The following is a 26,234-nucleotide window of genomic DNA, read 5'->3' as shown; positions in this document are numbered from 1 at the left end:
AGTGAAAAAAGCAATAATAATATCAGGACCAAGTGGAAGTGGAAAAAGTTCACTTATAAATAGGCTTTTAGAAGATGAAAAGGATATCTATTTCTCTATCTCGAGCACTACAAGAAGTATTAGAGAGGGTGAAAAAGATGGAGTGAGTTATCACTACATAAGTGAAGATGACTTCAAAAAGGGCATTGAGAATGGTGAGTTTTTAGAATGGGCTCTTGTTCATAAAAATTATTATGGAACATCTTTAGTGCCAGTTCAAAAAGCATTAAATAGTGGCAAATTTGTTATTTTTGATATAGACGTTCAAGGTTTTAAACTAGCAAAAGAGCGCTTAAAAGATGAAATAGTTTCTATTTTTATAACAACTAAAAATAAGGGCGAGTTAAAAAATAGACTTATCAAAAGAGGAACTGACTCAAAGGAAGATATAGAGCGAAGAGTTATAAATGCAGCAACTGAGATGGAACATTTAAACGAATATGATTATCTTATAATAAATGATAATTTTAATGAGTCTTATAATGCTTTAAAATCAATATTTAACGCTATTAGGTATAATACTAAAAATTTAGAGCTTAGTGATATTATTGACAATTGGATATATGAAAATTAATTTTTAAGGAGAATGGTATGGTTAGTATGCAACAATTATTAATTGTTTTAATAATTATAATTTTGCTTTTTGGTGCAAAGAAAATTCCAGAACTTGCAAAAGGCGTTGGACAAGGAATAAAGGTTTTTAAAAAAGAGATGGAGAGTGAAGAAAAAACTGAAAAAGTTGAAGCTCAAAAAGATGAAGTTAAAAAAACTGATGAGATAAAAGAAGAAACAAAGGCTTAATGGTTTTGAAAGATATAATTTTCGACAAAATAAAAGAAATTTTAAAAAAAGACTTTGTTTTAGAAAAGCCAAAAGATAAAAACTTAGCTCATTATGCTACACCTTTAGCTTTTTCTTTGGCAAAAGAGTTTCGCAAATCACCAAAATTAATAGCTGATGAGCTTGCATTAGAGTTTAACAACAGTGATATTTTTACAGCTAGTCCCCTAAATGGATATTTAAATTTTCGCTTAAAGCCTGAATTTTTAGATAAGCTTGCTACAGATGCTTTAAATTCAGGTAAAAACTTTGCAGAAGGTAAAGATAAAAAGGAAAAAATTTTACTTGAATACGTGAGTGCAAATCCAACAGGTCCTCTTCATATAGGTCATGTAAGAGGGGCTGTTTACGGGGATACATTAGCAAGAGTTGGAAGATATTTAGGATATGATATCACAACCGAGTATTATATAAATGATGCTGGAAATCAGATAAACATGCTTGGGCTTTCTATATTTATAACGGGAGCAAATAAATTTTTAAACGCAAATTTAGATTTTGAAGAAAATTGCTACAAAGGTGATTATATAGAAAATTTATCAGATGAGGCCTTAAAAGAGTTTGGAAAAGATATTTTTAAAGATAGGCAAAATGTAGAAAAATTAAGCCTTTGGGGAAAAGATAAAATGCTTTTGCTAATAAAAGATAATCTTTTAAAGGCTAATATTAAAATTCAAAATTGGGTTAGTGAAAAAAGTTTTGAAAATGAGCTTTTCGATACTTTGGATTGCCTTAAAAAAAATGGCGGAGTATATGAAAAAGACGGTAAAATTTGGATAAATTCTAGTGCACTTGGTGATGAAAAAGATAGAGTCATTATAAGAGAAGATAAAAGACCTACTTATTTAGCAGGAGATATTGTCTATCATTACAATAAATTTAAAAGAGGATATGATCACTATATAAATATTTGGGGGGCTGATCATCACGGTTATATAAAAAGAGTAAAGTCAAGCATTCATTATCTTGGATTTGATGAAAATAAGCTTGAAGTTATCTTGGCACAAATGGTTAGCCTTTTAAAAGATGGTGAAACTTTCAAGATGAGTAAAAGAGCCGGAAACTTCATACTTATGAGCGATGTTTTACAAGAAATTGGAAGTGATGCTTTAAGGTTTATATTTATAACTAAAAAGTGTGATACGGCTTTAGAGTTTGATGTTTCAGAACTTAGCAAAGAAGATAGTTCAAATCCTATATTTTATATAAATTATGCCCATGCAAGAATTCATCAAATTTTTGCAAAAAGTGGAAAAAAAATAGACGAAATAAAAGAAGCTAGTATTTTAAAATTAAATGACGAAGCTTTGAATTTATTATTTGAAGCACTTACTTTAAATGAAGTTTTGGAAGATGCATTTTTAAGTAGAAATTTACAAAAAATACCTGAATATCTTAAAAATATAGCTTCAAATTTTCATAAATTTTATAATGAAAACAGAGTTTTAGGTAGTGACAATGAAGATGCTCTTTTAAAAGTTTTTGCCGTTGTAGCACTTTGTATAAAAACTGGCTTGTCCTTGATGGGAATTGAAGCTAAAAATATAATGACAAAGGAATAGATTTTGCAAAAAGAAGAAAAAAAAGAAGTTGTTAAAAAACTAAGGGAGTTATTTAGCTCAAGAGATGAGTTTTTTAGCTATCTTGATTCTAAAGTTTCAAAGATACCAAATACGGATGTTTTAGATTTTGGAGACAATAAAGAATTAAAAGAAATTTATGCAAAATTTTACTCCTATGATTACTCTATAAGAAAGCTTTTGCCTTATCTTTATAAGGCTTATGAAATAAAAATATGAAAATTATTTTAATTTTGTTTTTAGGTATTTTTCCTATTTTTGCAAATACTCTTGAAATTTATAGTGATAAAGCCATACTTACAAAAAATATTAAAGAAAATAGTTTTATAGTTCCTTTTGAGCTTGATCAAAAAGATTTTAGTATAAACTCTAATTGCAATATAGAGGAGATAAGTTTTGGAAACAAAATAGAAGATGAAATCTCTTTAAAAAAACAGAGTTTGCAAAATAAGCTAAAAGCACTAAAAGATAGTTATGAAATTATAAAAAACTCAAATTTAAACACTATAAATGACATAAAAAATTTAAGTGACATTTTAAATGAGAACCTTACATCTCAAGCTGAGATTTCAAAAGAGATTGATAATTTATCAAATGAACCAGCTTTTTATACTAAAAAAGTTACAATAAAGCAAAGTTGTAAAAACCCAAAAGCAACTATAAGTTATCCATTAAACGATGCCTTATTTAAAACTTTAAATAGTATAAATTTTAAAGATGGTAAAATTTCCATAAAACAAAGTTTAATAATTTCAAATTTAAAAGAAAACCTAGATGATGTTTTTATAAAAATCTATCCATATAGTGTAAAATCAAGCAAAACTCCTGGCAAATTTACACCTACTTTTATATATAGCGAGGAAACAACGAAAGTTTTCGATGCACCAGCTACGATGAGTATAGCTAAAAACGATTCCTTAAAAGCTTCAAATTTAGAAGTTAGTCAAAATCAAAATAAAATTAATTTTTTTGAAATTTCAAAACAGCATTTAAAAGCATTAAAAGAAAATATTATTATTTTAAATAGTCAAGTATTGGATGCAAATTTAACAAACTATATTGATGCATATAGTGGCTCAAAAGCTTATATTGCTGCCAGTTTTAGTCCTAAAAATGATATAAATGAGGCTTTAACTCAGTTTTTTTTAAATGATGTTTTTGTGCAAAATTCCTATGAAAGCAAGATATCAAAAAATAAAATTTCAACTTATTTTTTTGGGCTTAATAATTTAATAGAGGTCTCAAAAGTAGATCTAAATAATAATGAAGCAAAATTTAATATAAAAAATAACTCGTCAGTAGATCAAAATATAACTTTTGTAACAAAAATTCCAGTAAATGTAGAGGTTGAAATTTTGGGTGATTTAAATGCAAGTGCTGACTCAAATGGCAAAATAGAAAAAAATTTTATACTTAAAAACAGTGAAGAAAAGGTTATAAATTTTGGCTATAAGGAGATTAAAACTTCTAAATAATATAATTTATAATGTTTTTATAAATTACAGCATCGACTCTTAGGTTTATAGCATTTAGCAGGTCTTTTTCATAATTTTCAATAATTATGGCTATTTTGCTATCAAAAAGATAAAACTCAGCTAATTTTACAACTTCTTTTGTTATTGAAATATTATTTTTTTCTATGATTATAAATTTAGCATTTAATGCATTTGCCAAAACAGCTTCATTTAAATTTCTAACAATAACGCTATAAGTTTTATCACTATTTTTAGCATTTTTTATAAAATTTTCATTATACTCAAAAATTAAATTATCAAAATTTAAGATATTTTCAACTGTTTGAATTAAATTAAAATTCTCATATTTTATCAGCTTGTGTCCTATTATTTGCATATTTTATTCCTTGTTTATGCACTCTTTACAGATATAATCTCCATTTTTTATAACACTTTCTTTTATGTCGATAAAAGTGCCACATTTTTTGCATTCTACAAAATTTTGTATTTTTTTATCACTGTTTTTTGGTCTTTGAAATCTTGGTAATATAAAAAAATAAACTATTGCTATGATAATTCCAAGCATTAATAATTTAGCCATTTTTCTCTCCTTTAAAAGTTAGAAATACTCTATTTTGATATCTGTTAAGTTTATAATCTTTTAAATTTTTTATCTCATTTTCTGCATTTGAGCCTTTGTATAGTAAAAATAAAGTTTCTTTGTTATAAAAACCTTTACAAATTTCTAAAAGCAAATCAGCTCTCATTAAAGCTCTTGATGTTATTAAGTTAGCTTGAAATTTAGTTTCATCTTCTATTTTTTTCGAGTGTATTATAACATTTTCGAGTCCTAAATTTATTTTTGTATATGTTAAAAAAGATGATTTTTTAACATTTGGTTCAAATAAATGCCATTTACAATCTTTCAAAACGAGAGCTAAAAAAATAGCAGGAAATCCAGCACCACTCCCAACATCAATTGCTATTTTTGGCGAGTTTGTTATAAATTTAAGTCCATTTAGGCTATCTTGCATTACAAATTCTAAATTTTCATACTTTGTAAGGCTATGGATTTTATTAAATTTAGATAGAATTTCACCAAATTTTTTAGTTTTTTGTTTAAAATTTAGACTATGAATAATTTCATCAAGATTATTCATAAAAGATGCCCCATTTGACTTTTTTTAACTTTTAAATACTCCTCATTATAACTATTTGGTTTAATTATTAGAGGAATTCTTTTTTCTACTTTTATAAAATGAAGCCCTTTTAATTTATCTGGATTATTTGTTAACATATTTATTTTATCTATTTTATAGTATTTTAGGATAAAATCCACAATCTCATAAGTTCTCTCATCAGCCTTAAAGCCAAGTTGATGATTTGCCTCAACCGTGTCAAGACCTTTATCTTGCAAGGCATAGGCATTTATTTTGTTAAAAAGCCCTATATTTCGCCCTTCTTGCCTTAGGTAAATTACCATTCCGCCATTTTTAGAGATGTATTCTAAACTTTTTTGAAGTTGTTCCCCGCAGTCGCATTTAAGACTTCCAAGAGCATCTCCTGTTAGGCATTCTGAGTGTATTCTTACATTTACAATTTCGTTTAATGGCTCTTTTAAAATAACCAAATGTTCTTTTTCATTTTCTTTAAAAGTTTGCACTTTGAACTCGCCAAATTTAGTTGGTAAATTTGCTAAATTTGAGATTTTTATATCCATTTTTATCCAATCATTTGAAATTTAAGCTTGCATTATACCTAAATTTGACAGGTCTTTTATAATGAAATTAAAATATTAAAATTAAATTTTAATAGATTATTTACTAGCTATATGATAAAATATAAGCTTATTTTGATATTTGATAGATATAAAAGGATTATAGATGTTTAGAAGATTTAGAAGATTAAGAAGAAATGTAGCAATTAGAGATTTAGTAAGAGAAACACATTTGAGTGTTGATGATTTGATTTATCCACTTTTTGTTGTTCCAGGAAGTAGAGTAAAAAAAGAAACTCCTTCTATGCCAGGTGTTTTTCAGATGAGTATTGACGAGCTTTTAAAAGAGTGCGAAGAAGTTGTAAATTTAGGTATAAAATCTATTTTATTGTTTGGAATTCCTGATGTAAAAGATAGTGTTGGAAGTGATGCATTAAGTGATGATGGAATTATTGCAAAAACTTTAAGAGCTATAAAAGAAAAGTTTCCAAATTTATATGTTATAACCGATCTTTGCTTTTGTGAGTATACTGATCACGGACATTGTGGAATTTTATGCAAAGATACAGTAGATAATGATGCAACACTTGAAATTTCAGTTAAACAAGCTTTAATTCATGCTAAAAATGGTGCTGATATGATAGCCCCAAGTGGTATGATGGATGGAATAATAGAAAACCTTAGAAAAGGGCTTGATGAGAATGGCTATGAGAGTTTACCTATTATGGCGTATTCAACCAAATTTGCAAGTGCTTATTATGGACCATTTAGAGATGTGGCAGAAAGTAGTCCTAGTTTTGGAGATAGAAAAACTTATCAAATGGATCCAGCAAATCGACTTGAAGCTATAAACGAAAGCTTGGAGGACGAAAAAGAAGGAGCTGATATTTTGATGGTAAAACCAGCACTAGCATATTTAGATATCATAAGAGATTTGAAAAATAAAACATTACTTCCAGTTTGTGCCTACAATGTAAGTGGTGAATATGCCTTGTTAAAAGCTGGGGAAAAAGCAGGGGTAATTGATTATAAAAAAGTAATGCTTGAAACTATGATTTCTATAAAAAGAGCAGGAGCTGATTTAATTATAACTTATCACGCTAAAGAGCTAGCTAAAATTTTAAATAAATAGAAGATATTATGAAAGATTTTTTAACTCTAAATGACTTTAAAAAAGAACAAATTTTAGAAATTTTAGAAATTGTAAAAAATATAAAAAATGAAGTAAAAAAAGGTATTTTTACGCCTTATTTAAAAAACCAAACTCTAGCAATGGTCTTTGAAAAAAATTCAACTAGAACAAGAATAAGCTTTGAAGTTGGAATGTATCAACTTGGTGGGCATGCACTTTTTTTAGATAGTAAAACGACTCAGTTAGGACGCGGTGAGCCAATAAAAGATACAGCAAGAGTAATATCATCTATGTGTGATATGGCTATGCTTAGAGTCTACAGGCATACAGATTTAAAAGAATTTGCCAGATTTGCGGAAATTCCAGTTATCAATGGGTTAAGTGATCTTTTTCATCCAGTTCAATTAATGGCTGATTATCTAACTATGGTGGAACTTAATGTTGGTAAAAATATAGCCTATATTGGTGATAGTAATAATATGTGCAACTCGTGGCTAAATTTGGCAAGCATTATGGGTTTAAATTTAAGCGTTGCAATTCCAAAAAATTATAAAATAAATGATGAAGTTTTGAAGATAGCAATGAACAATGCAAAAATAAGTGGTGCAAAAATAACAATAACAAGTGATCCAAAAATCGCAATAAAAGATGTAGATGTTGTAGCTACTGATACTTGGTTTTCAATGGGCGATGAGGTTAGCAAGGATCAAAAAGTAAAAGATTTTGAAGGTTTTTTAATAGATGAAGATTTGATGAGTTTAGCTAAAAAAGATGCAATTTTACTTCATTGCTTGCCAGCCTATAGGGGATATGAAATAAGTGACAAGGTCTTTGAAAAGCATAGTAAAGAGATTTTTTTGGAAGCCGAGAATAGACTTCACGCACAAAAAGGTATTATGGTTTGGCTTAATAATGTGTGTAAAAACTCATAAGAGGTGAAAATGGATAAAGAAATAGAAAAAATAGAGCAAGATTTTGGAAAAGATCAAACGATTTTTGAAATTTTAAATACCGAAAATAGCGATAAGAAGACTATTATGCTAAAGAAAGGCTCATGGAAAAATAGATATCCATGGTTTGGTATAGATGCTGATAAAAATATTTATTCAGTTTTATCGCTCAAAAGTCTAACATCACTTATAAATAGCTATAAAAATGTTGCAAGGGAAAATTTTGATTTAAAACTTGAAAAAAGTATAGCAAGGACTTTGCCGATTGATTTTGGAGACGTTTGGAGTGTTTGTATGGAAGAAATTAAAAAACTTGCTTTATTAGATCCTGAACTTCAGGTTTCAAATTTAGATCTTGATAAAATAGTTGATAATGTAAAGATTAAATATCCAAATTTATTTGTTGATATTGATAATATGATAAGGGGAAATGTTGAAAACTTTAAACACAATTGATTTTGATGCATATGCAAAATATTCAAAACCAGGACCAAGATACACAAGCTATCCAACTGCTTTGGAATTTAGTGAAAAATTTACCTATGATGAATATTTAAACGAGTTAAAAAAACAAGATAAAAATAGACCACTTTCTTTATACTTTCATCTTCCATTCTGTCGTTCTGCCTGTTATTTTTGTGGATGTAATGTAATTTATACAAGCAAGCAAGATAAAATGACAAGATATCTTGATTATGTTGAAAAAGAGCTTTTAATTTTAAGTAAAATCGTAGATACTTCAAGAGTTGTATCTCAAATGCATTTTGGTGGTGGAACACCTACATTTTATGATGCACAAAGTCTTGATAGATTAATAACATCTATAAAAAAATATTTTAAAAATTTTAGCGATGATGCAGAGATTAGTTGCGAGATTGATCCTAGATTTTTAACGGACGAACAAAGTGATGTTTTGATAAAACATGGGTTTAATAGGATAAGTTTCGGAGTTCAGGATTTTAATGAAAAAGTTCAAAAAGAAATTCACAGAATCCAGTCTTTTGAGCTTACTAAAAATGCCATTGATATGGTTAGAAAAAAAGGAATAAATTCAGTTAATATAGATCTAATTTATGGACTACCTTATCAAAATTTAGAAACCTTTAAAGAAACTCTAAGATTGTCACTTGAGTTAAATCCTGATAGATATGCAATTTTTAATTACGCACATGTTCCATGGATTAAAAAATCTATGAGAAAATTTGATGAAACAACTCTTCCTCATCCTAGTGTTAAGCTTGAAATTTTAAAATTTACACACGATTATTTGACATCAAATGGCTATAAAATGATTGGCATGGATCACTATGCAAAGCCAGAAGATGAGCTTTTTAAAGCCTTAGAAGATGGGAGTTTGCATAGAAATTTTCAAGGATATACAACCAAAGGTGGTGCGGATTTAATAGGAATAGGACTTACAAGCATTGGTGAGGGTATTAGACATTATGGACAAAACTATAAAGACTTAAAAGAGTACGAAGAAGCAATTGATAATGGAAAACTACCATACTGTAAAGGAATTTTACTAAATGAAGAAGATATTTTAAGGAAAGAAGTTATAATGAGTCTAATGAGTAATTTTTATCTTAATATCAAAAAAATTGAAACTAAATTTAGTATAAAATTTAAAGAGCACTTCAAAGAAAGTTTAGAAGAGTTAAAAGAATTAAGCGAATTTGTTGAAGTCAGCGATGATGCTATAAAAGTAAATCCAACAGGTACTTTGCTCATAAGAAATATTGCAATGTGCTTCGATGAATATATGAAAAATATAGCAAACAAGAGGTTTTCAAAAACAGTATGATAAAAGAAATTTCAAATGAATGTATAAAATGTGGTAAATGTATACAAGTTTGTACGATTTATAATATAAACCGTGATGAAACAACATCTCCAAGAGGGTTTTTGGATCTTTTAGGGGCATATAAGGATGGGAATTTAGCTCTTGATAAAAATTTAAAAACTATATTTGAGAGTTGTTTTCTATGTACAAATTGTGTTGATGCATGTCCAAAAAGCATAAAAACAGATGCTGCGATTGAAAACGTGAGAGTTGATATCGCCAAAAAGTATGGTATTGCATGGTATAAAAAGATGGCTTTTTGGTTTTTAAGTCATAGAAAAGTTTTAGATATTTGTGCAAGAATGGGATATGTTTTTCAAAGCTGTGGCTTTAAAATAAAAAAAGAAAATTTTTCAAATTCTATGAAACCACGTTTTAAAATGCCTCTTGTCAAAAAAGAAAGATTACTTCCAACTGCTTCTAAAAAAAGTTTTTTAAACTCACATGAAGAGTTTATAGATAATGGTGGAGAAAAAACAATTGGACTTTTTATTGGCTGTATGGGAAATTATGCTTATACAAATATTGGAGAAAGTATTTTAAAAATTTGCCAAAGTCTAAAAATAAATTTAGATTTAATGAAAAAGCAAGTTTGTTGTGGTGCGGCCATGTATTTTACTGGAGATAATAAAACTACAAAAAAACTTGCTAAGAAAAACATAGTTTATTTTGAGGAAATGCTTAAAAAAGTTGATGCCATTATAATACCTGAAGCTACCTGTTCTGGTATGGTAAAGGTTGATTACGCTCATTTGTTTTATGATGAGCCAAGCTGGCAAGAAAGAGCTATAAAATTGCAAGATAAAATATTTTTAGCAAGTGAATATTTCTATAAACACACAAATTTAAAAGAAATTTTAGCAAAAAAAGAAAAACTAAATTTAAAAATCACCTATCACGATCCATGCCATGCTAAAAAAATGCAAGGCGTTTTTAAAGAGCCGCGTGAACTTTTATCTAATAATTTTACTCTTTTGGAAATGGAAAATCCTGATATGTGTTGTGGATTTGGTGGTGTTACAATGCAAACAAATAATTATCACTTAAGTAAAACTGCAGGCCTTAAAAAAGCCCCGATGATACAAAAAACAAAGGCAGATTTTGTAAGTGCTGAGTGTAGTGCCTGTAGAATGCAACTAAACAACTCTTTAAATTTAATATCATCAGATATAAGATGCGTTAATCCAGTTGAATTAATTGCCAAAGCTCTTACTTTTTAATAAATATTATCAAAAAGTAAGCAAAGTGTTTAATTAAGTACCTTATAATTTCTCCATATTATTTAAAGGAGAAATTATGGTAAATTTACAAGAAAAATATAATTTATTTATCGGTGGTGAGTTTGTAAAATCAAGTGCCAATGAAACACTTGAGGTTTTTAATCCAGCAAATGGTAAAAAACTTGCAGACATTACCGATGCCACAAAAGAAGATGTTGATTTAGCTGTAAAAGCAGCGAGAAAAGCTTTTGAAAAGTTTAGACGATCAACTGTTAATCAGCGTTCAGAAATATTAAACAAAATCGCAGACATTATAGATGAAAATAAAGAATTTTTAGCAAAAGTTGAATCTATGGATAACGGAAAACCAATTAGAGAAACTTTAAATGTTGATATTCCTTATGCTGCTGATCATTTTAGATATTTTGCTGGTGTTATTTTAGCACAAGAAGGTAGTGCAAATGTTCTAAACGAACAAATTTTAAGTATGGTTTTAAGAGAGCCAATTGGCGTTGTAGGACAAATTGTTCCTTGGAATTTTCCATTTTTAATGGCAGCATGGAAATTAGCGCCAGTTATCGCAGCGGGTGATACAACTGTTTTTAAACCATCAAGTGAAACAAGCTTAAGTGTTTTAGAGCTTATGAGACTTATTAAAGATGTTTTACCAAAAGGTATTGTAAATGTGATTACTGGAAAAGGTAGTAAATCAGGTGAGTGGTTAAAAAATCATCCAGATCTTGACAAATTGGCTTTTACAGGCTCAACTGAAGTTGGTAGAGATATTGGAATAGCTGCTGCAGAAAGAATAATCCCTTCAACTCTTGAATTAGGTGGAAAAAGTGCAAACATAATATATGCTGATGCGTGCATGCAGAAGGCTCTTGATGGCGTTCAAATGGGTATTTTGTTTAATCAAGGTCAAGTTTGTTGTGCTGGAAGTAGAATTTTTGTTGAAGAAAGTATTTATGATGAGTTTATTGAAAAAGCAGTAGAGAAATTTAAAAATATAAAAGTGGGTGACCCGCTTGATCCAAATACTCAAATGGGTGCACAAATTAATAAAAAACAAGCCGATAAAATTTTAAGTTATATAGATATTGCTTTAAGTGAAGGGGCAAAAATTGCAGTTGGTGGTAAAAGATCAGCTGCTGGAGATGCTTTTGTAGAGCCAACTTTGATAGTAAATGCTAAAAATGATATGAGAGTTGCGCAAGAAGAAATTTTTGGACCAGTAGGCGTTGTTATTAAGTTTAAAAACGAAGATGAACTTATAAAAATGGTAAATGACAGCGAGTATGGCTTGGGCGGTGGAATATTTACAAACAATATTACAAAAGCTCTAAATACTGCAAGAGCCATGGAAACTGGAAGGGTTTGGATAAATTGTTATAATCAAATTCCAGCAGGTGCACCATTTGGTGGATATAAAAACTCAGGAATTGGTAGAGAAACACATAAAATGATTCTTGAGCATTACACTCAAGCAAAAAATATAATGGTAGATTTAACAGGAAAAACATCCGGTCTCTATTAATAAGCTAATAAAATAACCCCTTTTTATAAATAAAGGGGTTTTAAATTAATTTTTTCAGTTATATTTTTATAAATTCCTTGACATAGAAAAAAAAATAAGATACAATACACCTTTACAATTTAAAAAATTGTATTTGGTGCTGGTGTAGCTCAGTTGGTAGAGCTACTGCCTTGTAAGCAGTAGGTCGGCGGTTCAAGTCCGTTCACCAGCTCCATTTTTTAAAAAACAGTGTTTGACCAGATATGTAAAGGGGTGAGATACTCAAGTGGCCAACGAGGGCAGACTGTAAATCTGCTGGCTTTGCCTTCCGTGGTTCGAATCCACGTCTCACCACCATTGTTTGCGGGAGTAGCTCAGTTGGCTAGAGCATCAGCCTTCCAAGCTGAGGGTCGCGAGTTCGAGCCTCGTTTCCCGCTCCAAAATTTAGGATTTTAAAACTGGGAGCTGTATGTATTATTTTTTATTACAGTTGCTAGCTTTAAGTTTCCAAATAGTTGTTTGTGTATGTTAAATTTGTTTAATTCTACTTTTGCCATGAGTTTATGCTCATATGGCTCAGAGGTAGAGCACTTCCTTGGTAAGGAAGAGGTCGTGGGTTCAAGTCCCACTATGAGCTCCATCAAAATTATAGAATAGCAAATAAACACAAATTTTTAAAAAGTATAAAAAACATTAATTAATGGAGGAAAAAATGGCTAAAGAAAAATTTACGCGTAACAAGCCACACGTTAATATCGGTACTATCGGTCACGTTGACCATGGTAAAACTACTTTAACTGCTGCTATTTCTGCAGTTCTTTCAAGAAAAGGTCTAGCTGAGCTAAAAGACTATGATAACATAGACAATGCTCCTGAAGAAAAAGATCGTGGTATTACAATTGCAACTTCACACATAGAGTATGAAACTACAAATAGACACTATGCTCACGTTGACTGTCCTGGGCACGCTGACTATGTTAAAAACATGATTACTGGTGCTGCACAAATGGATGGCGCTATACTAGTTGTTAACGCAGCTGATGGTCCTATGCCACAAACTAGAGAGCATATCTTACTTTCAAGACAAGTTGGTGTTCCTTACATAGTAGTTTTCTTAAATAAAGCTGATATGGTTGATGATGCTGAGCTTATCGAGCTAGTTGAAATGGAAGTTAGAGAGCTATTAAATGAGTACGGTTTCCCTGGTGATGATACACCTATCATTGTTGGTTCAGCTTTAAAAGCTCTAGAAGAGGCAAAAGCTGGTACTGATGGTGAGTGGTCAGCTAAAATAATGGAACTTATGGATGCAGTTGATAGCTATATCCCAACTCCGCAAAGAGACACTGACAAACCATTCCTAATGCCTATTGAAGATGTATTTTCAATTTCAGGTCGTGGAACAGTTGTTACAGGTAGAGTTGAAAAAGGTGTTGTAAAAGTAGGTGATACTATTGAAATTGTAGGTATTAAACCAACTCAAACAACAACTGTAACAGGCGTTGAAATGTTTAGAAAAGAGATGGAACAAGGTGAGGCTGGTGATAATGTAGGAATACTTCTTAGAGGAACAGGTAAAGATGATGTTGAAAGAGGTATGGTTTTATGTAAACCAGGCTCAATTACTCCTCATAATAAATTTGAAGCTGAGGTTTATATTCTAACTAAAGAAGAAGGTGGAAGACATACACCATTCTTTAATAACTATAGACCACAATTCTATGTTAGAACAACAGACGTTACAGGTTCAATTACTCTTGGTGAAGGCAAAGAAATGGTTATGCCAGGCGATAACGTTAAAATAACAGTTGAGCTTATTCACCCAGTTGCACTAGAGCAAGGAACAAGATTTGCTATCCGTGAGGGTGGTAGAACTGTTGGTTCTGGTGTTGTTGCAAAAATTATAGAGTAATTTTTTTACAAAAAAGAGTGAGCTTGTCTCACTCTTATTTTTTATTTAAGGAAGTCCCATATGAGAATAAAAGTTGGTTTAAAATGCAGTGAGAGTGGAGATATAAACTACACTACATATAAAAATAGTAAAACTACTACTGAGAAACTGGAGCTTAAAAAGTATTGTCCAAGACTTAAAAAACACACAGTTCATAAAGAGGTTAAACTAAAAAGTTAAGATTAGTTAGGGCAATAGCTCCAACGGTAGAGCGTCGGATTCCAAATCCGCAGGTTGGGGGTTCGAATCCCTCTTGCCCTGCCACCAAAAGGTTTAATGATGGAAAAAATTAAAAGTTATATATATCAATCAAAAATAGAACTAGATAAGGTAATATTTCCAACAAAAGAGCAAATTAGGAATGCTTTTGTGATGGTTATTATCGTAGTTTTTGCTGTATCTGTATTTTTGGCTTTGGTTGATTTAATTATGTCTTTTACCATTTCTAAGATAGTGTGAGGTGTGATGATGGCACACAGATGGTATGCTATACAGACTTATGCTGGTTCTGAAATGAGTGTAAAGAATGCAATTGAGACTTTAGTAGAAAATCAAGGATTGCAAGATAAAGTGGAGCAAGTTGTTGTTCCAACTGAAGATTTAATAGATATTAAAAATGGCAAGCAAACAATAAAGGAAAAAAGCCTTTATCCTGGTTATTGTTTTGCTAAACTTGATTTAGATACTGCACTTTGGCATAAAATTCAAAGTTTGCCAAAAGTTAGTCGTTTTATTGGCGAAAGTAAAAAACCTTCAGCCTTAAGTGATAAAGATGTTGAAATGATTTTGGATAAAGTTAATAAAAGAGCTGCACCAAAACCAAAAATTTCTTTTGATGAGGGTGAAAGCGTGAGAATAAAAGAAGGTCCTTTTGCAAATTTTATTGGAACTGTAGAAGAGTATGATATGATACATGGAACTTTAAAGCTAAATGTTTCTATATTTGGTAGAAGTACCCCAGTTGAAATATTATATTCACAAGTTGAGAAAATTGTTTAAGATTAAGGAGATAGTCTAATGGCTAAGAAAGTAACAGGTCAGATTAAACTACAAATTGCTGCTGCAAAGGCAAATCCAAGTCCTCCGGTAGGTCCAGCACTTGGTCAGCAAGGTGTAAATATTATGGAGTTTTGTAAAGCTTTTAATGAAAAAACAAAAGATATGGCAGGTTTTAACATTCCTGTTATAATAACTGTTTATGCTGATAAAAGTTTTACATTTGTGACAAAACAACCACCAGCAACAGATTTAATAAAAAAAGCTGCTGGAATTAGCAAAGGCTCAGATAATCCTCTAAAAAATAAAGTTGCTACTTTAACAAAAGCACAAGTTTTAGAGATAGTTGAGAAAAAAATTGCTGATTTAAATACAACAGACAAAGAGCAAGCTGCTAGAATTATAGCTGGTTCTGCAAAATCTATGGGTATAACCGTAGTTGATTAAAATCCTTTTACCACCAAGGATAAAAAGGTGGAAGCAAAATTAATGCGGAGAAATTTATGAGAAAAAATTCAAAAAGATTTACGGAATTATTAAAAAAAGTTGATTCTGAAAAAAATTACTCGCTTGAAGAAGCGGTATCTACTGTAAAAACACTTTCATCTGCTAAATTTGATGAAACAGTTGAAATAGCATTAAAGCTAAATGTTGATCCAAAATATGCAGACCAAATGGTAAGAGGTTCAGTTGTTCTTCCATCAGGCACAGGCAAAGTGGTAAGAGTAGCAGTTATTGCAAAGGATATTAAAGCTGATGAAGCTAAAAATGCAGGTGCTGATATAGTTGGTGATGATGATTTGGTTGAAGAAATTCAAAAAGGTAACATCAATTTTGATGTTTTAATAGCTACACCAAATCTAATGGGTTTAGTTGGTAAAGTTGGTAGAATTTTAGGACCTAAGGGTCTTATGCCAAACCCAAAAACAGGCACTGTTACAATGGATGTAGCACAGGCTGTTAAAAATGCAAAAGGTGGACAAGTTAACTTTAGAGTTGATAAGCAAGGTAACATTCATGCAGGCATTGGTAAAGTAAGCTTTTCAAAAGAAGAGATTATGGCAAATTTAACTACTTTTATTAAAGAGATAAATAAACATAAGCCTGCCACTGCAAAGGGTAGATATGTTAAAAATGCAGCCTTATCACTTACAATGAGTCCATCAGTTAATCTTGATTCACAAGAAATAATTGATTTAAAATAAAATAAATAATATATTTTAGATTGGAGATAGCCAGAGGCCTTTGGGCTCAATTGAAGTAATTCTCTCTGCTTGAAATCACTGATCGGAAAGGAGAAAAGTTGACTAGAGAAAATAAGGTAGCTCTTGTTTCAAAGCTAACTGAAAGCTTTAAAGAGGCTGACGGTGTTATTGTAGCTGATTATAGAGGGATTGGTGTTTCTTCACTTGAAGAGTTAAGAAAAGCAGCCAAAGAATCTGATGTAAAAGTTCAAGTTATAAAAAACACATTAGCTGGAATTGCTTTAAATAGTGTAGAAAAAACAGGATTAGAGTTAAAAGATACCAATATTTTTCTTTGGGGCGATCAGCTAAATGTTTCAAAAGTAGCTTTCAAATATGCAGAAAAAAATAAAAATTTTATTATAAAATCTGCTCATATTGATGGCGAAGTTTGTGATGTTAGTAAAGTTGAAGCACTTTCCAAACTACCAGGTCGCGAAGAGCTTATTGCAATGCTTTTGCAAGTTTGGAATGCACCGATTCAAAATTTTACAATCGGCTTAAATGCGCTTAAAGAAAAAAAAGAACAATCAGCATAAATAATAAAAATTTAGGAGATAATAAATGGCAATTACAAAAGAAGATGTATTAGAATATATTTCTAATTTAACAGTTTTAGAGTTAAGTGAATTAGTTAAAGAATTTGAAGAGAAATTCGGTGTTAGTGCAGCACCAGTAATGGTTGCAGGTGCAGCAGGTGGTGCAGCAGGTGGTGATAGTGCAGATGAAAAAACAGAATTTGATGTTGTATTACTTGATGCAGGTGATAAAAAAATCAATGTTATTAAAGTTGTAAGAGCTCTAACAGGATTAGGACTTAAAGAAGCAAAAGATGCTACTGAAAAAACACCTTCAACTCTTAAAGAAGGAATCAGTAAAGAAGATGCTGAAGCAGCTAAAAAACAACTTGAAGAAGCTGGAGCTAAAGTCGAGCTTAAATAAAACAAAAATGAAGGGAGTAATTCTCCCTTCAAAACATTTCGTGCTAACTTTAGCACCAATTTTTCTTTCAAATTTTGCCATGAGGTGGTCAAATGCTAAATAGCCTATATTCTGGAAATCGTCTTAGGGTTGATTTTTCAAAAGCCAAAAAAGAGATTGATATTCCAAATTTATTACAATTACAAAAAAAGAGTTTTGATAGTTTTTTATATAAAAAAGACAGTGTTGAAAGCGGTATGGAAAGAGCCATAAAATCAATTTTTCCTATACACGATCCACAAAACAGACTTAGTTTAGAATATGTTGATTATGAAATTTTAAAACCAAAATATTCAATTAGAGAATGCGTAGAAAGAGGATTAACCTACTCCGTAAGCTCAAAAATGAAAATCAGACTTGTTATTTATGATAAAGATGAAAAAACTGGGGAAAAAACAGGAATTAAAGAAATAAAAGAACAAGAGATATTTTTAAGAGATATTCCTTTAATGACTGATAGAGTTTCTTTTATCATAAATGGGGTTGAAAGAGTTGTTGTAAATCAACTTCATAGAAGTCCTGGTGTTATTTTTAAAGAAGAAGAAAGCCCAACAGTATCAAACAAAAGAATTTATACAGCACAAATAATACCAGATAGAGGTAGTTGGCTTTATTTTGAATATGATGCAAAAGATATTTTATATGTCCGTATAAATAATAAAAGAAAAATGCCTATAACTATTTTGTTTAGGGCACTTGGATATGGAAAACAAGATATTATAAAACTTTTTTATCCTATAAAAACACTTCGTGTTGAAAAAGGTAAATTTTTAACAAAATTTGATCCAAAAGACTATACAACAAGGTTGGAATACGATATAAAAGATCCAAAAGGAAACATTGTTCATCAGTCTGGAAAAAGACTTACTCCAAGTAAGGCTAAAAAACTTATTGATGATGGTTTGGAATATGTAGAATATCCAATTGATGTATTGCTTGAAAGATATCTTTTTGATCCTATTATAAATAATGAAAGTGGAGAAATTTTATACGATACTTTATCATTGCTTGATGAAACAAAAATAGAAAAAATTTTAAAATCACAAAAAGAAATTACCATAATAAATGACCTTGCTGATGGTGTTGATAATAGTGTTATTAACTCATTTTTGCAAGATGGCGACACCCTAAAAACGCTTCAACAACTTGAAAAAATAGATAATGAAAATGATCTTGCAGCAATTAGAATTTACAAAGTTATGCGTCCTGGCGAACCTGTTGTAAAAGAAGCAGCAAGAGAGTTTGTAAATGATCTTTTCTTTAACCCAGAAAGATATGATTTAACAAAAGTTGGTCGTATGAAAATGAATCACAAGCTTGGTATTGAAGTTCCTGAGTATGTAACTGTAATGACAAGTGAAGATATTATAAAAACTGCAAAATATCTAATTGGTGTTAAAAATGGAAAAGGCTTTATAGATGATAGAGATCATTTAGGAAATAGAAGAATTAGATCTATTGGAGAGCTTTTGGCAAATGAAACTCATTTAGGTCTTGTGAAAATGCAAAAAACTATAAGAGACAAATTTACAACACTTAGCAATAATGTAGATGAGTTAATGCCACATGATTTAGTAAATGCAAGAATTATAACAACTACATTGATGGAATTTTTCACAGTTGGGCAGCTTAGTCAGTTTATGGATCAGACAAATCCATTAAGTGAAGTAACCCATAAAAGAAGACTTTCAGCTCTTGGACAGGGTGGTCTTGTAAAAGAAAGAGCAGGATTTGAGGTAAGAGATGTTCACCCAACTCATTATGGTAGAATTTGTCCTATTGAGACACCTGAGGGACAAAATATTGGTCTTATAAACACACTTGCTACTTATGCAAAAGTAAATGACTTAGGTTTTGTTGAAGCACCTTATAGAAAAGTAGTAAACTCAAAAGTAACTGATGATATAGTTTATTTAACAGCTACACAAGAAGAAGGAATTGTAATAGCGCCTGCCTCAGCTAGAGTTGATGAGGATGGAAATTTACTTGATGAGTTTTTAGAAGCTAGAAAAGATGGTGAAAACATATTAGCCAGAAAAGAAGAAGTAGGTTTAATTGACTTATGTTCTGGCATGATAGCTGGTGTTGCAGCTTCACTTATTCCATTTTTGGAGCACGATGATGCAAACAGAGCTTTGATGGGTTCAAACATGCAACGACAAGCAGTTCCACTTCTAAAGCCAATTGCTCCAATTGTTGGAACAGGTATGGAAGCTACCATTGCAAGAGATTCTTGGACAGCTGTAAAAGCAAAAAGAGCAGGAATTGTTGAAAAAGTAGATAGTAAAAACATATTTATTTTAGGTGAAGATGAAAGTGGTCCTTTTATAGACCATTACTCAATGGAAAAAAACTTAAGAACAAATCAAAACACAATGTTTTCTCAGCATCCAATTATTAATAAAGGTGATGAAATAAAAGCTGGTCAAATCATAGCAGATGGTGCAAGTATGCATGAGGGTGAACTTGCTCTTGGTAAAAATGCTCTTGTTGCATTTATGCCTTGGCATGGATACAACTACGAAGATGCCGTTGTTATGAGTGAAAAGATGATTAGAAATGACGAATATACAAGTATTCATGTTTATGAAAAAAGTATTGAGGCAAGAGAATTAAAAGATGGTGTTGAAGAGATAACCAGAGACATTCCTAATGTAAAAGAAGAAGAGCTCATTCATCTTGATGAAAGTGGAATCGTAAAAATTGGTACAGAGGTAAGATCTGGAATGATTTTAGTTGGTAAAGTAACCCCAAAAGGTGAAGTTAAGCCAACTCCTGAAGAGAGACTTTTAAGAGCAATTTTTGGAGAAAAAGCAGGTCATGTTGTAAATAAATCATTATATGCAAACTCCTCAACCGAAGGTGTTGTTATAGATGTTAAGATATTTACAAAAAAAGGATATGAAAAAGACTCAAGAGCTATAAAAGCGTATGAGGCTGAAAAAACAACCCTTGAAAAAGAGCACCATGATAGACTTTTAATGCTAGATAGAGAAGAAACTTTAATGGTTTCATCTTTACTTGAGAAAAAGCCATTAAAAGAAGATGGAAAACTTGGTAAGTTGGAATTTAAAAAAGGTGATTTCGTTCCAAGAAGTGATCTTGAAGAAAGCAATAGATTTGCTTTAAACAGTTTTATAAAATCTTACGAAAAATCAATTCAAACCGAATATGATGATATAAAAAATCACTTCCAAAATGAGAAGAAAAAACTAAAAGAAGATCATGATGAAAAGCTTGAAATTTTAGAAAAAGATGATATTTTACCAAGTGGTGTTGTAAAACTTGTAAAAGTTTATATCGCAACAAAGAGAAAGCTAAAAGTTGGTGATAAAATGGCTGGTCGTCACGGAAACAAAGGTATTGTTTCTAATATCGTTCCAGAAGTTGATATGCCATATCTTCCAAGCGGGAAAAGAGTTGATATAGTTTTAAACCCATTAGGTGTTCCAAGCCGTATGAATATTGGACAAATTATGGAAAGCCACTTAGGTTTAGTCGGTGTAAAACTTGGCGAACAAATTGAAAAAATGATGGAAGAAAAAACAGGTGAATGGATTAAAAATTTAAGAGCAAAAATGATTGATATCGCAAGTACTTCAAAACTTATGAATGCCAAAAAAACTTTAGAAAAGTTAAGTGATGATGAGCTTTTAAAATATGCAAGAGATTGGAGTCATGGTATTAAATTTGCTGCACCTATTTTTGAAGGTATTGTGCCTGAGGATTTTGAAAAGTTATTCAAAATGGCAAATATTGATCCAGATGGTAAAACAGAACTTTATGATGGAAGAACTGGTGAAAAATTTAAAGAAAGAGTAAATGTGGGTTGTATGTATTATCTAAAGCTTCATCACCTTGTTGATGAAAAAGTTCATGCAAGAAGCACAGGGCCATATTCTCTTGTTACACAACAACCTGTAGGTGGTAGAGCACTAAGTGGTGGTCAAAGATTTGGAGAAATGGAAGTTTGGGCATTAGAAGCTTATGGTGCGGCTTACACATTAAGAGAAATGCTAACAATTAAATCAGATGATATTGATGGTAGACTTGAAGCTTATAAAGCTTTAATTAGAGGTGAAAATGTTCCATCAGCAGGTGTTCCTGAAACATTTTTTGTTTTAACAAAAGAGCTTAAATCATTAGCACTTGATATAAATATATTTAAAAAAGAGGATGAGGATAATGAGTGATTTCGCAAAAATTGAGATAACTGAAAATAAAAGACCTCACGACTTTGATGCAGTTCAAATTCAGCTTGCAAGCCCTGAAGAAATAAGAGCTTGGAGTCATGGAGAAGTAAAAAAACCTGAAACAATAAATTATAGAACTCTAAAGCCTGAAAGAGATGGGCTTTTTTGTGCTAAAATTTTTGGACCAATAAGGGATTATGAGTGTCTATGTGGCAAATATAAAAAAATGAGATTTGAGGGGCATAGATGCGAAAAGTGTGGTGTTGAAGTAACAAGCTCTAAAGTTAGAAGAACTAGAATGGGACATATTGAGTTAGTTACTCCGGTTGCACATATTTGGTATGTAAACTCACTTCCAAGTAGAATTGGTACTCTTTTGGGTGTTAGAATGAAAGATCTTGAGAGAGTTTTATATTATGAAGCTTACATAGTAGATAATCCAGGTGATGCATATTATGATAATGAAAATACCAAAAAAGTTGAGAAATATGAAGTTTTAAATGAAGAGCAATATCAACTTTTAAGCAGTAGATTTTATAATACAGGCTTTAGTGCCGCAATGGGTGGAGAAGTCATACATAAGCTTTTAAGTGAGCTTGATTTAGTTTCCATAGTTGCAGAACTTAAAGAAGCTATGGAAGCAACAAAATCAGAAGCTAGAAAAAAAGATATTATAAAAAGATTAAAAGTTGTAGAGAGCTTTTTAGCTTCTAACAATAAACCAGAATGGATGATGATAACAGCTCTCCCAGTCTTACCAGCTGAGCTTAGACCTTTGGTTAGTTTAGATGGCGGTAAATTTGCAGTAAGCGATGTAAATGATCTATATAGAAGAGTGATAAATAGAAATACAAGACTTAAAAGACTTTTAGAACTTGACGCTCCTGAAATAATTATAAGAAATGAAAAAAGAATGCTTCAAGAAGCAGTTGATGCTCTTTTTGATAACGGAAGACGCGCAAATGCTGTAAAAGGAGCAAACAAAAGACCTTTAAAATCTTTAAGTGAAATTATAAAAGGAAAGCAAGGAAGATTTCGTCAAAATCTACTTGGAAAAAGGGTTGATTTTTCAGGTCGTTCAGTTATTGTTATTGGGCCAAATCTAAAAATGGATCAATGTGGTCTGCCAAAAACTATGGCATTAGAGCTTTTCAAGCCACATTTAATTGCAAGACTTCAAGAAAAAGGATATGCTGCAACTGTAAAGCAAGCTAAAAAAATGCTTGATGACAAGGCAGTTGAGGTTTGGGAATGTTTAGAAGAGGTTGTTAAGAACTATCCTATTATGCTAAACCGTGCTCCAACACTTCACAAAATGTCAATTCAAGCCTTTCACCCAGTATTGGTTGATGGAAAAGCAATAAAGCTTCACCCACTTGTTTGTGCTGCTTTTAACGCCGACTTTGATGGGGATCAAATGGCTGTTCATGTGCCACTTTCTCAAGAAGCTATTGCAGAGTGTAAAGTTTTAATGCTAAGCTCAATGAATATCTTACTTCCCGCAAGTGGAAAAGCAGTTTGTGTTCCTTCACAAGATATGGTTTTAGGGCTTTATTATCTATCTTTGGAAAAAGAAAATGCAAAAGGAACAAATAAAATTTATTCAAGCGTTGATGAGGTTATGATAGCTGTTGATAGTGGATATTTAGATGTTCATGCAAAAATAAAAACTATGATTGAATCAAATACGGTATTTACAACAGCAGGAAGACTTATTCTAAAATCAATTATTCCTGATTTTATAGATGAAAAAATGTGGAATAAGATTTTAAAGAAAAAAGATATTGCGAATTTAATTGATCAAGTTTATGAAAAAGGTGGGCTTGAAGTAACAGCAAAATTCTTAGATGATTTAAAAGATTTAGGATTTGACTGGGCTACAAAGGCTGCAGTAAGTATTTCTATGGCTGATATAATAACTCCAAAGTCAAAAGTAAAATATGTAGAAGAGGCCAAAAAAGAGGTTAAAGAAATACAAAGTCAGTATGGCGTAGGTCTTTTAACAGATAGTGAAAGATATAACAAAATCATCGATATATGGACAAATACAAATACTAAAGTCGCAAGAGAGATGATGAATTTAATTGAAAATGATCAAAGTGGATTCAACTCTATTTATATGATGGCAGATAGTGGAGCTAGAGGTAGTGCTGCACAAATTCGTCAACTTGCTGGTATGAGAGGACTTATGGCAAAACCTGATGGAAGTATTATTGAAACTCCAATTACTTCAAATTTCCGTGAGGGATTGAATGTGCTTGAGTATTTTATTTCAACTCACGGTGCTAGAAAAGGTCTTGCAGATACTGCGTTAAAAACTGCAAATGCTGGATATTTAACAAGAAAACTAATTGATGTTGGGCAAAATGTTAAAATTACAATGCATGATTGTGGAACCCATGAAGGTATTGAAATAGCGGAAATAACTGCAAATGGTGCTTTAATAGAGAGCTTAGAAGATAGAATTGTTGGAAGAGTTTTAAGTGATGATGTAATTGATCCAATCACAAATGAAATACTTTTTTCTCAAGGTACTTTAATAGATGCACAAATTGCAAAAGAGATAACAGAAGCTGGAATTAAAGCAGTAAGTATTAGAACACCAATTACTTGTAAAGCTAAAAAAGGTGTTTGTGCAAAATGTTATGGAATAAATTTGGGTGAAGGTAAAATGGTAAAACCAGGAGAAGCAGTTGGAATTATTGCAGCTCAATCAATTGGTGAGCCAGGAACTCAGCTAACACTTAGAACATTCCATGTTGGTGGAACAGCCTCAACAGAGCAACAAGATCACCAAATTCTAGCAAAAAGTGAGGGTTTTATAAGGTATTACAATATAAAAACTTACGAGAATAAAGGAAAGCAAATAGTTGCAAATAGAAGAAATGCAGCTATTTTAATTGTTGAACCAAAGATAAAAGCTTCATTTGATGGAGTGTTAGAAGTTGAAACTTCATATGAAGATGTTATTTTAACAGTAAAATCAAAAGATAAAGAAGAAAAACATACTATTAGAAAACATAATATTGCAAAAGTAAATGAATTAGCAGGAGTTAGCGGTAAGATAGAAGGCAAGTTTTATCTTCCATATAAAAATGGTGACAAAGTAACAGCTTCAGAAAGTATAGTTGAAATTATAAAAGAGGGTTGGCACGTTCCAGGCCGTATTCCATATGCAAGCGAAATTCATATAGATGATGGTGAACCTATTAGTCAAGTAACAAAAACTAGTTCAAGTGGAACACTTAAATTTTATATTCTTGATGGTGCTTCACTTACAAGAATTAGAGATATTAAAAAAGGTTATGAAGTAAAAGAAAAAGGTCTTTTTGTAGTAGTTGCTGATGATGACGATAGAGAGGCTGCAAGATATTATATCCCTAGGACTTCTATTGTTGAATTTGACGATAATAGTAAAGTAAAAAATGGTGATGTCATATTTAAACCTAAGAAAAATGAAAAAATTATAATAGCTCAGTGGGATCCATATTCAACTCCAATTATTGCAGAAGATAGTGGTGTTGTAAGTTTTGAGGGGATTGAGCCAGGATTTAGTGCAACTGAACAGTATGATGAGCTTACAGGACAGACTCGTTTAGTTGTAAATGAGTATTTACCACAAGGTATAAAGCCAACTATTAGTGTTGTTACTGATAGCAAAACTCTGACTTATCAAATAGAGCCAAAAACTGTTATTTATGTATCAAATGGGCAAAAAGTAGCTTTGGCCGATACTTTAGCAAAAACTCCAAAAGCCGTAGCAAAATCAAGCGATATTACTGGAGGTCTTCCAAGGGTTAGTGAGCTTTTTGAAGCTAGAAAACCAAAAAATGCAGCTGTTATAGCTGAAATTGACGGTGTTGTTAAATTTGGAAAGGCACTTCGTTCAAAAGAAAAGATTATTATTGAATCTCCTGATGGTCTTGAGGTTGAACATACAATTGATAAATCTCTTCAAATCCAAGTAAGAGAAGGTGAGTTTGTTCATGCTGGTGAAAAGTTAACTGATGGACTCATAAGTAGCCAAGATGTTCTTAGAATTTTGGGTGAAAAAGCACTTCATCAATATCTAATAAGCGAGATTCAACAAGTTTATAGAAGCCAAGGTGTTGCTATTAATGACAAACATATTGAGATTATTGTTTCTCAAATGTTAAGGCAAGTTAGTATTTTAGATAGTGGAAATACAAGCTTTATTGTAGGAGATTTAGTAAGTAGGCGTAAATTTAGGGCTGAGAACCAAAGAGTTATGAAAATGGGCGGTGAGCCAGCTATTGCAGAGCCTATTTTACTTGGTGTTACAAGAGCGGCTATTGGAAGCGATAGTTTTATTTCAGCTGCATCTTTCCAAGAAACCACTAAAGTTTTAACCGAGTCAAGTATTTCTGGTAAATTTGACTATCTAGAAGATTTGAAAGAAAATGTTATTTTAGGAAAGATGATTCCTGTTGGAACAGGACTTTATAAAAAAGATAAAGTTAAAATAAAATCTAATAAATAACTTTAAAATGCTAAATTTCAAAAGGTCGTCCCTTTTGAAATTTAGATAAATTTTGTATAATGACATAAATTTATTTA

25 protein-coding genes and 5 tRNA genes are annotated in these 26,234 nt (G+C 31.1%); 26 read left to right on the top strand and 4 right to left on the bottom strand.

The genetic code is table 11. The annotated features are described in order from the left end of the window. Position 1: 1 nt before the first annotated feature. Genes gmk through CURT_RS07310 form a run of 5 tightly spaced genes read left to right on the top strand, consistent with a single transcriptional unit; the run spans position 2 to position 3,934 of the window. Positions 2-613 (top strand): guanylate kinase, encoded by a 612-nt coding sequence (gene gmk / locus CURT_RS07330; RefSeq protein WP_018712767.1) that lies wholly within the window; start codon positions 2-4, stop codon positions 611-613. Between the two features lie 17 nt (positions 614-630). Continuing rightward, the gene (locus CURT_RS07325; RefSeq protein WP_018712766.1) at positions 631-840 is read left to right on the top strand and encodes a Sec-independent protein translocase subunit TatA/TatB; all 210 of its coding nucleotides are present in this window, start codon (positions 631-633) and stop codon (positions 838-840) included. Positions 841-845: 5 nt separating this feature from the next. After that, positions 846-2,441, top strand: a complete 1,596-nt coding sequence (gene argS / locus CURT_RS07320; protein WP_026320303.1) for an arginine--tRNA ligase — start codon at positions 846-848, stop codon at positions 2,439-2,441. A gap of 3 nt (positions 2,442-2,444) precedes the next feature. Next, complete coding sequence (cmeU, locus tag CURT_RS07315; protein ID WP_018712764.1) at positions 2,445-2,678, top strand: CmeU family protein; 234 nt, start codon at positions 2,445-2,447, stop codon at positions 2,676-2,678. Continuing rightward, complete coding sequence (locus CURT_RS07310) at positions 2,675-3,934, top strand: hypothetical protein (protein WP_018712763.1); 1,260 nt, start codon at positions 2,675-2,677, stop codon at positions 3,932-3,934. Before cmeU ends, CURT_RS07310 begins: the two co-directional genes overlap by 4 nt. On the opposite strand, the gene CURT_RS07305 is transcribed toward CURT_RS07310, so the two are convergent. From CURT_RS07305 to ribA, 4 genes are read right to left on the bottom strand one after another with little or no spacing between them, the layout of a single operon-like run. Then, positions 3,927-4,310, bottom strand: coding sequence for a hypothetical protein (locus tag CURT_RS07305; RefSeq protein ID WP_018712762.1), 384 nt, complete (start codon positions 4,308-4,310; stop codon positions 3,927-3,929). The genes CURT_RS07310 and CURT_RS07305 overlap by 8 nt on opposite strands. A 3-nt stretch (positions 4,311-4,313) precedes the next feature. Then, entirely contained in the window at positions 4,314-4,514 is a 201-nt protein-coding gene (locus CURT_RS07300) for a PP0621 family protein (protein ID WP_016646678.1), read from the bottom strand. Further along, entirely contained in the window at positions 4,507-5,073 is a 567-nt protein-coding gene (gene rsmG / locus CURT_RS07295) for a 16S rRNA (guanine(527)-N(7))-methyltransferase RsmG (protein WP_018712761.1), read from the bottom strand. Before rsmG ends, CURT_RS07300 begins: the two co-directional genes overlap by 8 nt. Beyond that, positions 5,070-5,633, bottom strand: coding sequence for a GTP cyclohydrolase II (gene ribA, locus CURT_RS07290; RefSeq protein ID WP_018712760.1), 564 nt, complete (start codon positions 5,631-5,633; stop codon positions 5,070-5,072). Before ribA ends, rsmG begins: the two co-directional genes overlap by 4 nt. 163 nt (positions 5,634-5,796) lie before the next feature. Between ribA and hemB the strand changes: the two genes are divergently transcribed. The 21 genes from hemB (at position 5,797) to rpoC (ending at position 26,157) form a co-directional block, all read left to right on the top strand. Beyond that, positions 5,797-6,762 (top strand): porphobilinogen synthase, encoded by a 966-nt coding sequence (gene hemB / locus CURT_RS07285; RefSeq protein ID WP_018712759.1) that lies wholly within the window; start codon positions 5,797-5,799, stop codon positions 6,760-6,762. An 8-nt stretch (positions 6,763-6,770) separates the two neighbouring features. Further along, the gene (gene argF / locus CURT_RS07280; protein ID WP_018712758.1) at positions 6,771-7,694 is read left to right on the top strand and encodes an ornithine carbamoyltransferase; all 924 of its coding nucleotides are present in this window, start codon (positions 6,771-6,773) and stop codon (positions 7,692-7,694) included. A gap of 9 nt (positions 7,695-7,703) precedes the next feature. Further along, positions 7,704-8,168, top strand: a complete 465-nt coding sequence (locus CURT_RS07275; protein WP_018712757.1) for a DUF2603 domain-containing protein — start codon at positions 7,704-7,706, stop codon at positions 8,166-8,168. After that, positions 8,146-9,516: an oxygen-independent coproporphyrinogen III oxidase gene (hemN, locus tag CURT_RS07270; protein ID WP_018712756.1), complete on the top strand. Its 1,371-nt coding sequence runs from the start codon at positions 8,146-8,148 to the stop codon at positions 9,514-9,516. Before CURT_RS07275 ends, hemN begins: the two co-directional genes overlap by 23 nt. After that, complete coding sequence (locus CURT_RS07265) at positions 9,513-10,775, top strand: (Fe-S)-binding protein (protein ID WP_018712755.1); 1,263 nt, start codon at positions 9,513-9,515, stop codon at positions 10,773-10,775. Before hemN ends, CURT_RS07265 begins: the two co-directional genes overlap by 4 nt. Positions 10,776-10,851: 76 nt before the next feature. Then, positions 10,852-12,312, top strand: a complete 1,461-nt coding sequence (locus CURT_RS07260) for an aldehyde dehydrogenase family protein (protein ID WP_018712754.1) — start codon at positions 10,852-10,854, stop codon at positions 12,310-12,312. 138 nt (positions 12,313-12,450) lie between these two features. Further along, a tRNA-Thr gene (locus CURT_RS07255) sits at positions 12,451-12,526 on the top strand. A gap of 37 nt (positions 12,527-12,563) precedes the next feature. Next, positions 12,564-12,648 (top strand) — tRNA-Tyr (locus tag CURT_RS07250). Between the two features lie 6 nt (positions 12,649-12,654). Further along, positions 12,655-12,731, top strand: a tRNA-Gly gene (locus tag CURT_RS07245). A gap of 125 nt (positions 12,732-12,856) precedes the next feature. After that, positions 12,857-12,931: transfer RNA gene (locus CURT_RS07240), tRNA-Thr, on the top strand. Positions 12,932-13,003: 72 nt separating this feature from the next. Beyond that, complete coding sequence (gene tuf, locus CURT_RS07235; protein WP_018712753.1) at positions 13,004-14,203, top strand: elongation factor Tu; 1,200 nt, start codon at positions 13,004-13,006, stop codon at positions 14,201-14,203. A gap of 60 nt (positions 14,204-14,263) precedes the next feature. After that, complete coding sequence (rpmG, locus tag CURT_RS07230) at positions 14,264-14,422, top strand: 50S ribosomal protein L33 (protein ID WP_016646688.1); 159 nt, start codon at positions 14,264-14,266, stop codon at positions 14,420-14,422. An 8-nt stretch (positions 14,423-14,430) separates the two neighbouring features. Continuing rightward, positions 14,431-14,506 (top strand) — tRNA-Trp (locus CURT_RS07225). A 15-nt stretch (positions 14,507-14,521) separates the two neighbouring features. Beyond that, positions 14,522-14,701 (top strand): preprotein translocase subunit SecE, encoded by a 180-nt coding sequence (gene secE, locus CURT_RS07220; protein WP_018712752.1) that lies wholly within the window; start codon positions 14,522-14,524, stop codon positions 14,699-14,701. A gap of 9 nt (positions 14,702-14,710) precedes the next feature. Beyond that, complete coding sequence (gene nusG, locus CURT_RS07215) at positions 14,711-15,241, top strand: transcription termination/antitermination protein NusG (RefSeq protein ID WP_016646689.1); 531 nt, start codon at positions 14,711-14,713, stop codon at positions 15,239-15,241. 18 nt (positions 15,242-15,259) lie between these two features. Next, on the top strand, positions 15,260-15,685 hold the full coding sequence (gene rplK / locus CURT_RS07210; protein WP_016646690.1) for a 50S ribosomal protein L11: 426 nt from the start codon (positions 15,260-15,262) through the stop codon (positions 15,683-15,685). A gap of 56 nt (positions 15,686-15,741) precedes the next feature. After that, positions 15,742-16,443 (top strand): 50S ribosomal protein L1, encoded by a 702-nt coding sequence (rplA, locus tag CURT_RS07205; protein WP_018712751.1) that lies wholly within the window; start codon positions 15,742-15,744, stop codon positions 16,441-16,443. A 98-nt stretch (positions 16,444-16,541) separates the two neighbouring features. After that, positions 16,542-17,021, top strand: a complete 480-nt coding sequence (rplJ, locus tag CURT_RS07200; RefSeq protein WP_018712750.1) for a 50S ribosomal protein L10 — start codon at positions 16,542-16,544, stop codon at positions 17,019-17,021. A 25-nt stretch (positions 17,022-17,046) separates the two neighbouring features. Next, a complete protein-coding gene (rplL, locus tag CURT_RS07195; RefSeq protein WP_018712749.1) occupies positions 17,047-17,424 on the top strand; it encodes a 50S ribosomal protein L7/L12 in 378 nt (125 codons plus the stop codon). A 92-nt stretch (positions 17,425-17,516) separates the two neighbouring features. Next, the gene (gene rpoB, locus CURT_RS07190; protein ID WP_018712748.1) at positions 17,517-21,656 is read left to right on the top strand and encodes a DNA-directed RNA polymerase subunit beta; all 4,140 of its coding nucleotides are present in this window, start codon (positions 17,517-17,519) and stop codon (positions 21,654-21,656) included. Next, the gene (rpoC, locus tag CURT_RS07185) at positions 21,649-26,157 is read left to right on the top strand and encodes a DNA-directed RNA polymerase subunit beta' (protein WP_018712747.1); all 4,509 of its coding nucleotides are present in this window, start codon (positions 21,649-21,651) and stop codon (positions 26,155-26,157) included. Before rpoB ends, rpoC begins: the two co-directional genes overlap by 8 nt. Positions 26,158-26,234: the final 77 nt, after the last annotated feature.

This window comes from Campylobacter ureolyticus (assembly GCF_013372225.1).
In the GTDB taxonomy this organism is placed as follows: domain Bacteria; phylum Campylobacterota; class Campylobacteria; order Campylobacterales; family Campylobacteraceae; genus Campylobacter_B; species Campylobacter_B ureolyticus.
This window is presented reverse-complemented; position numbering and strand designations above follow the sequence as displayed.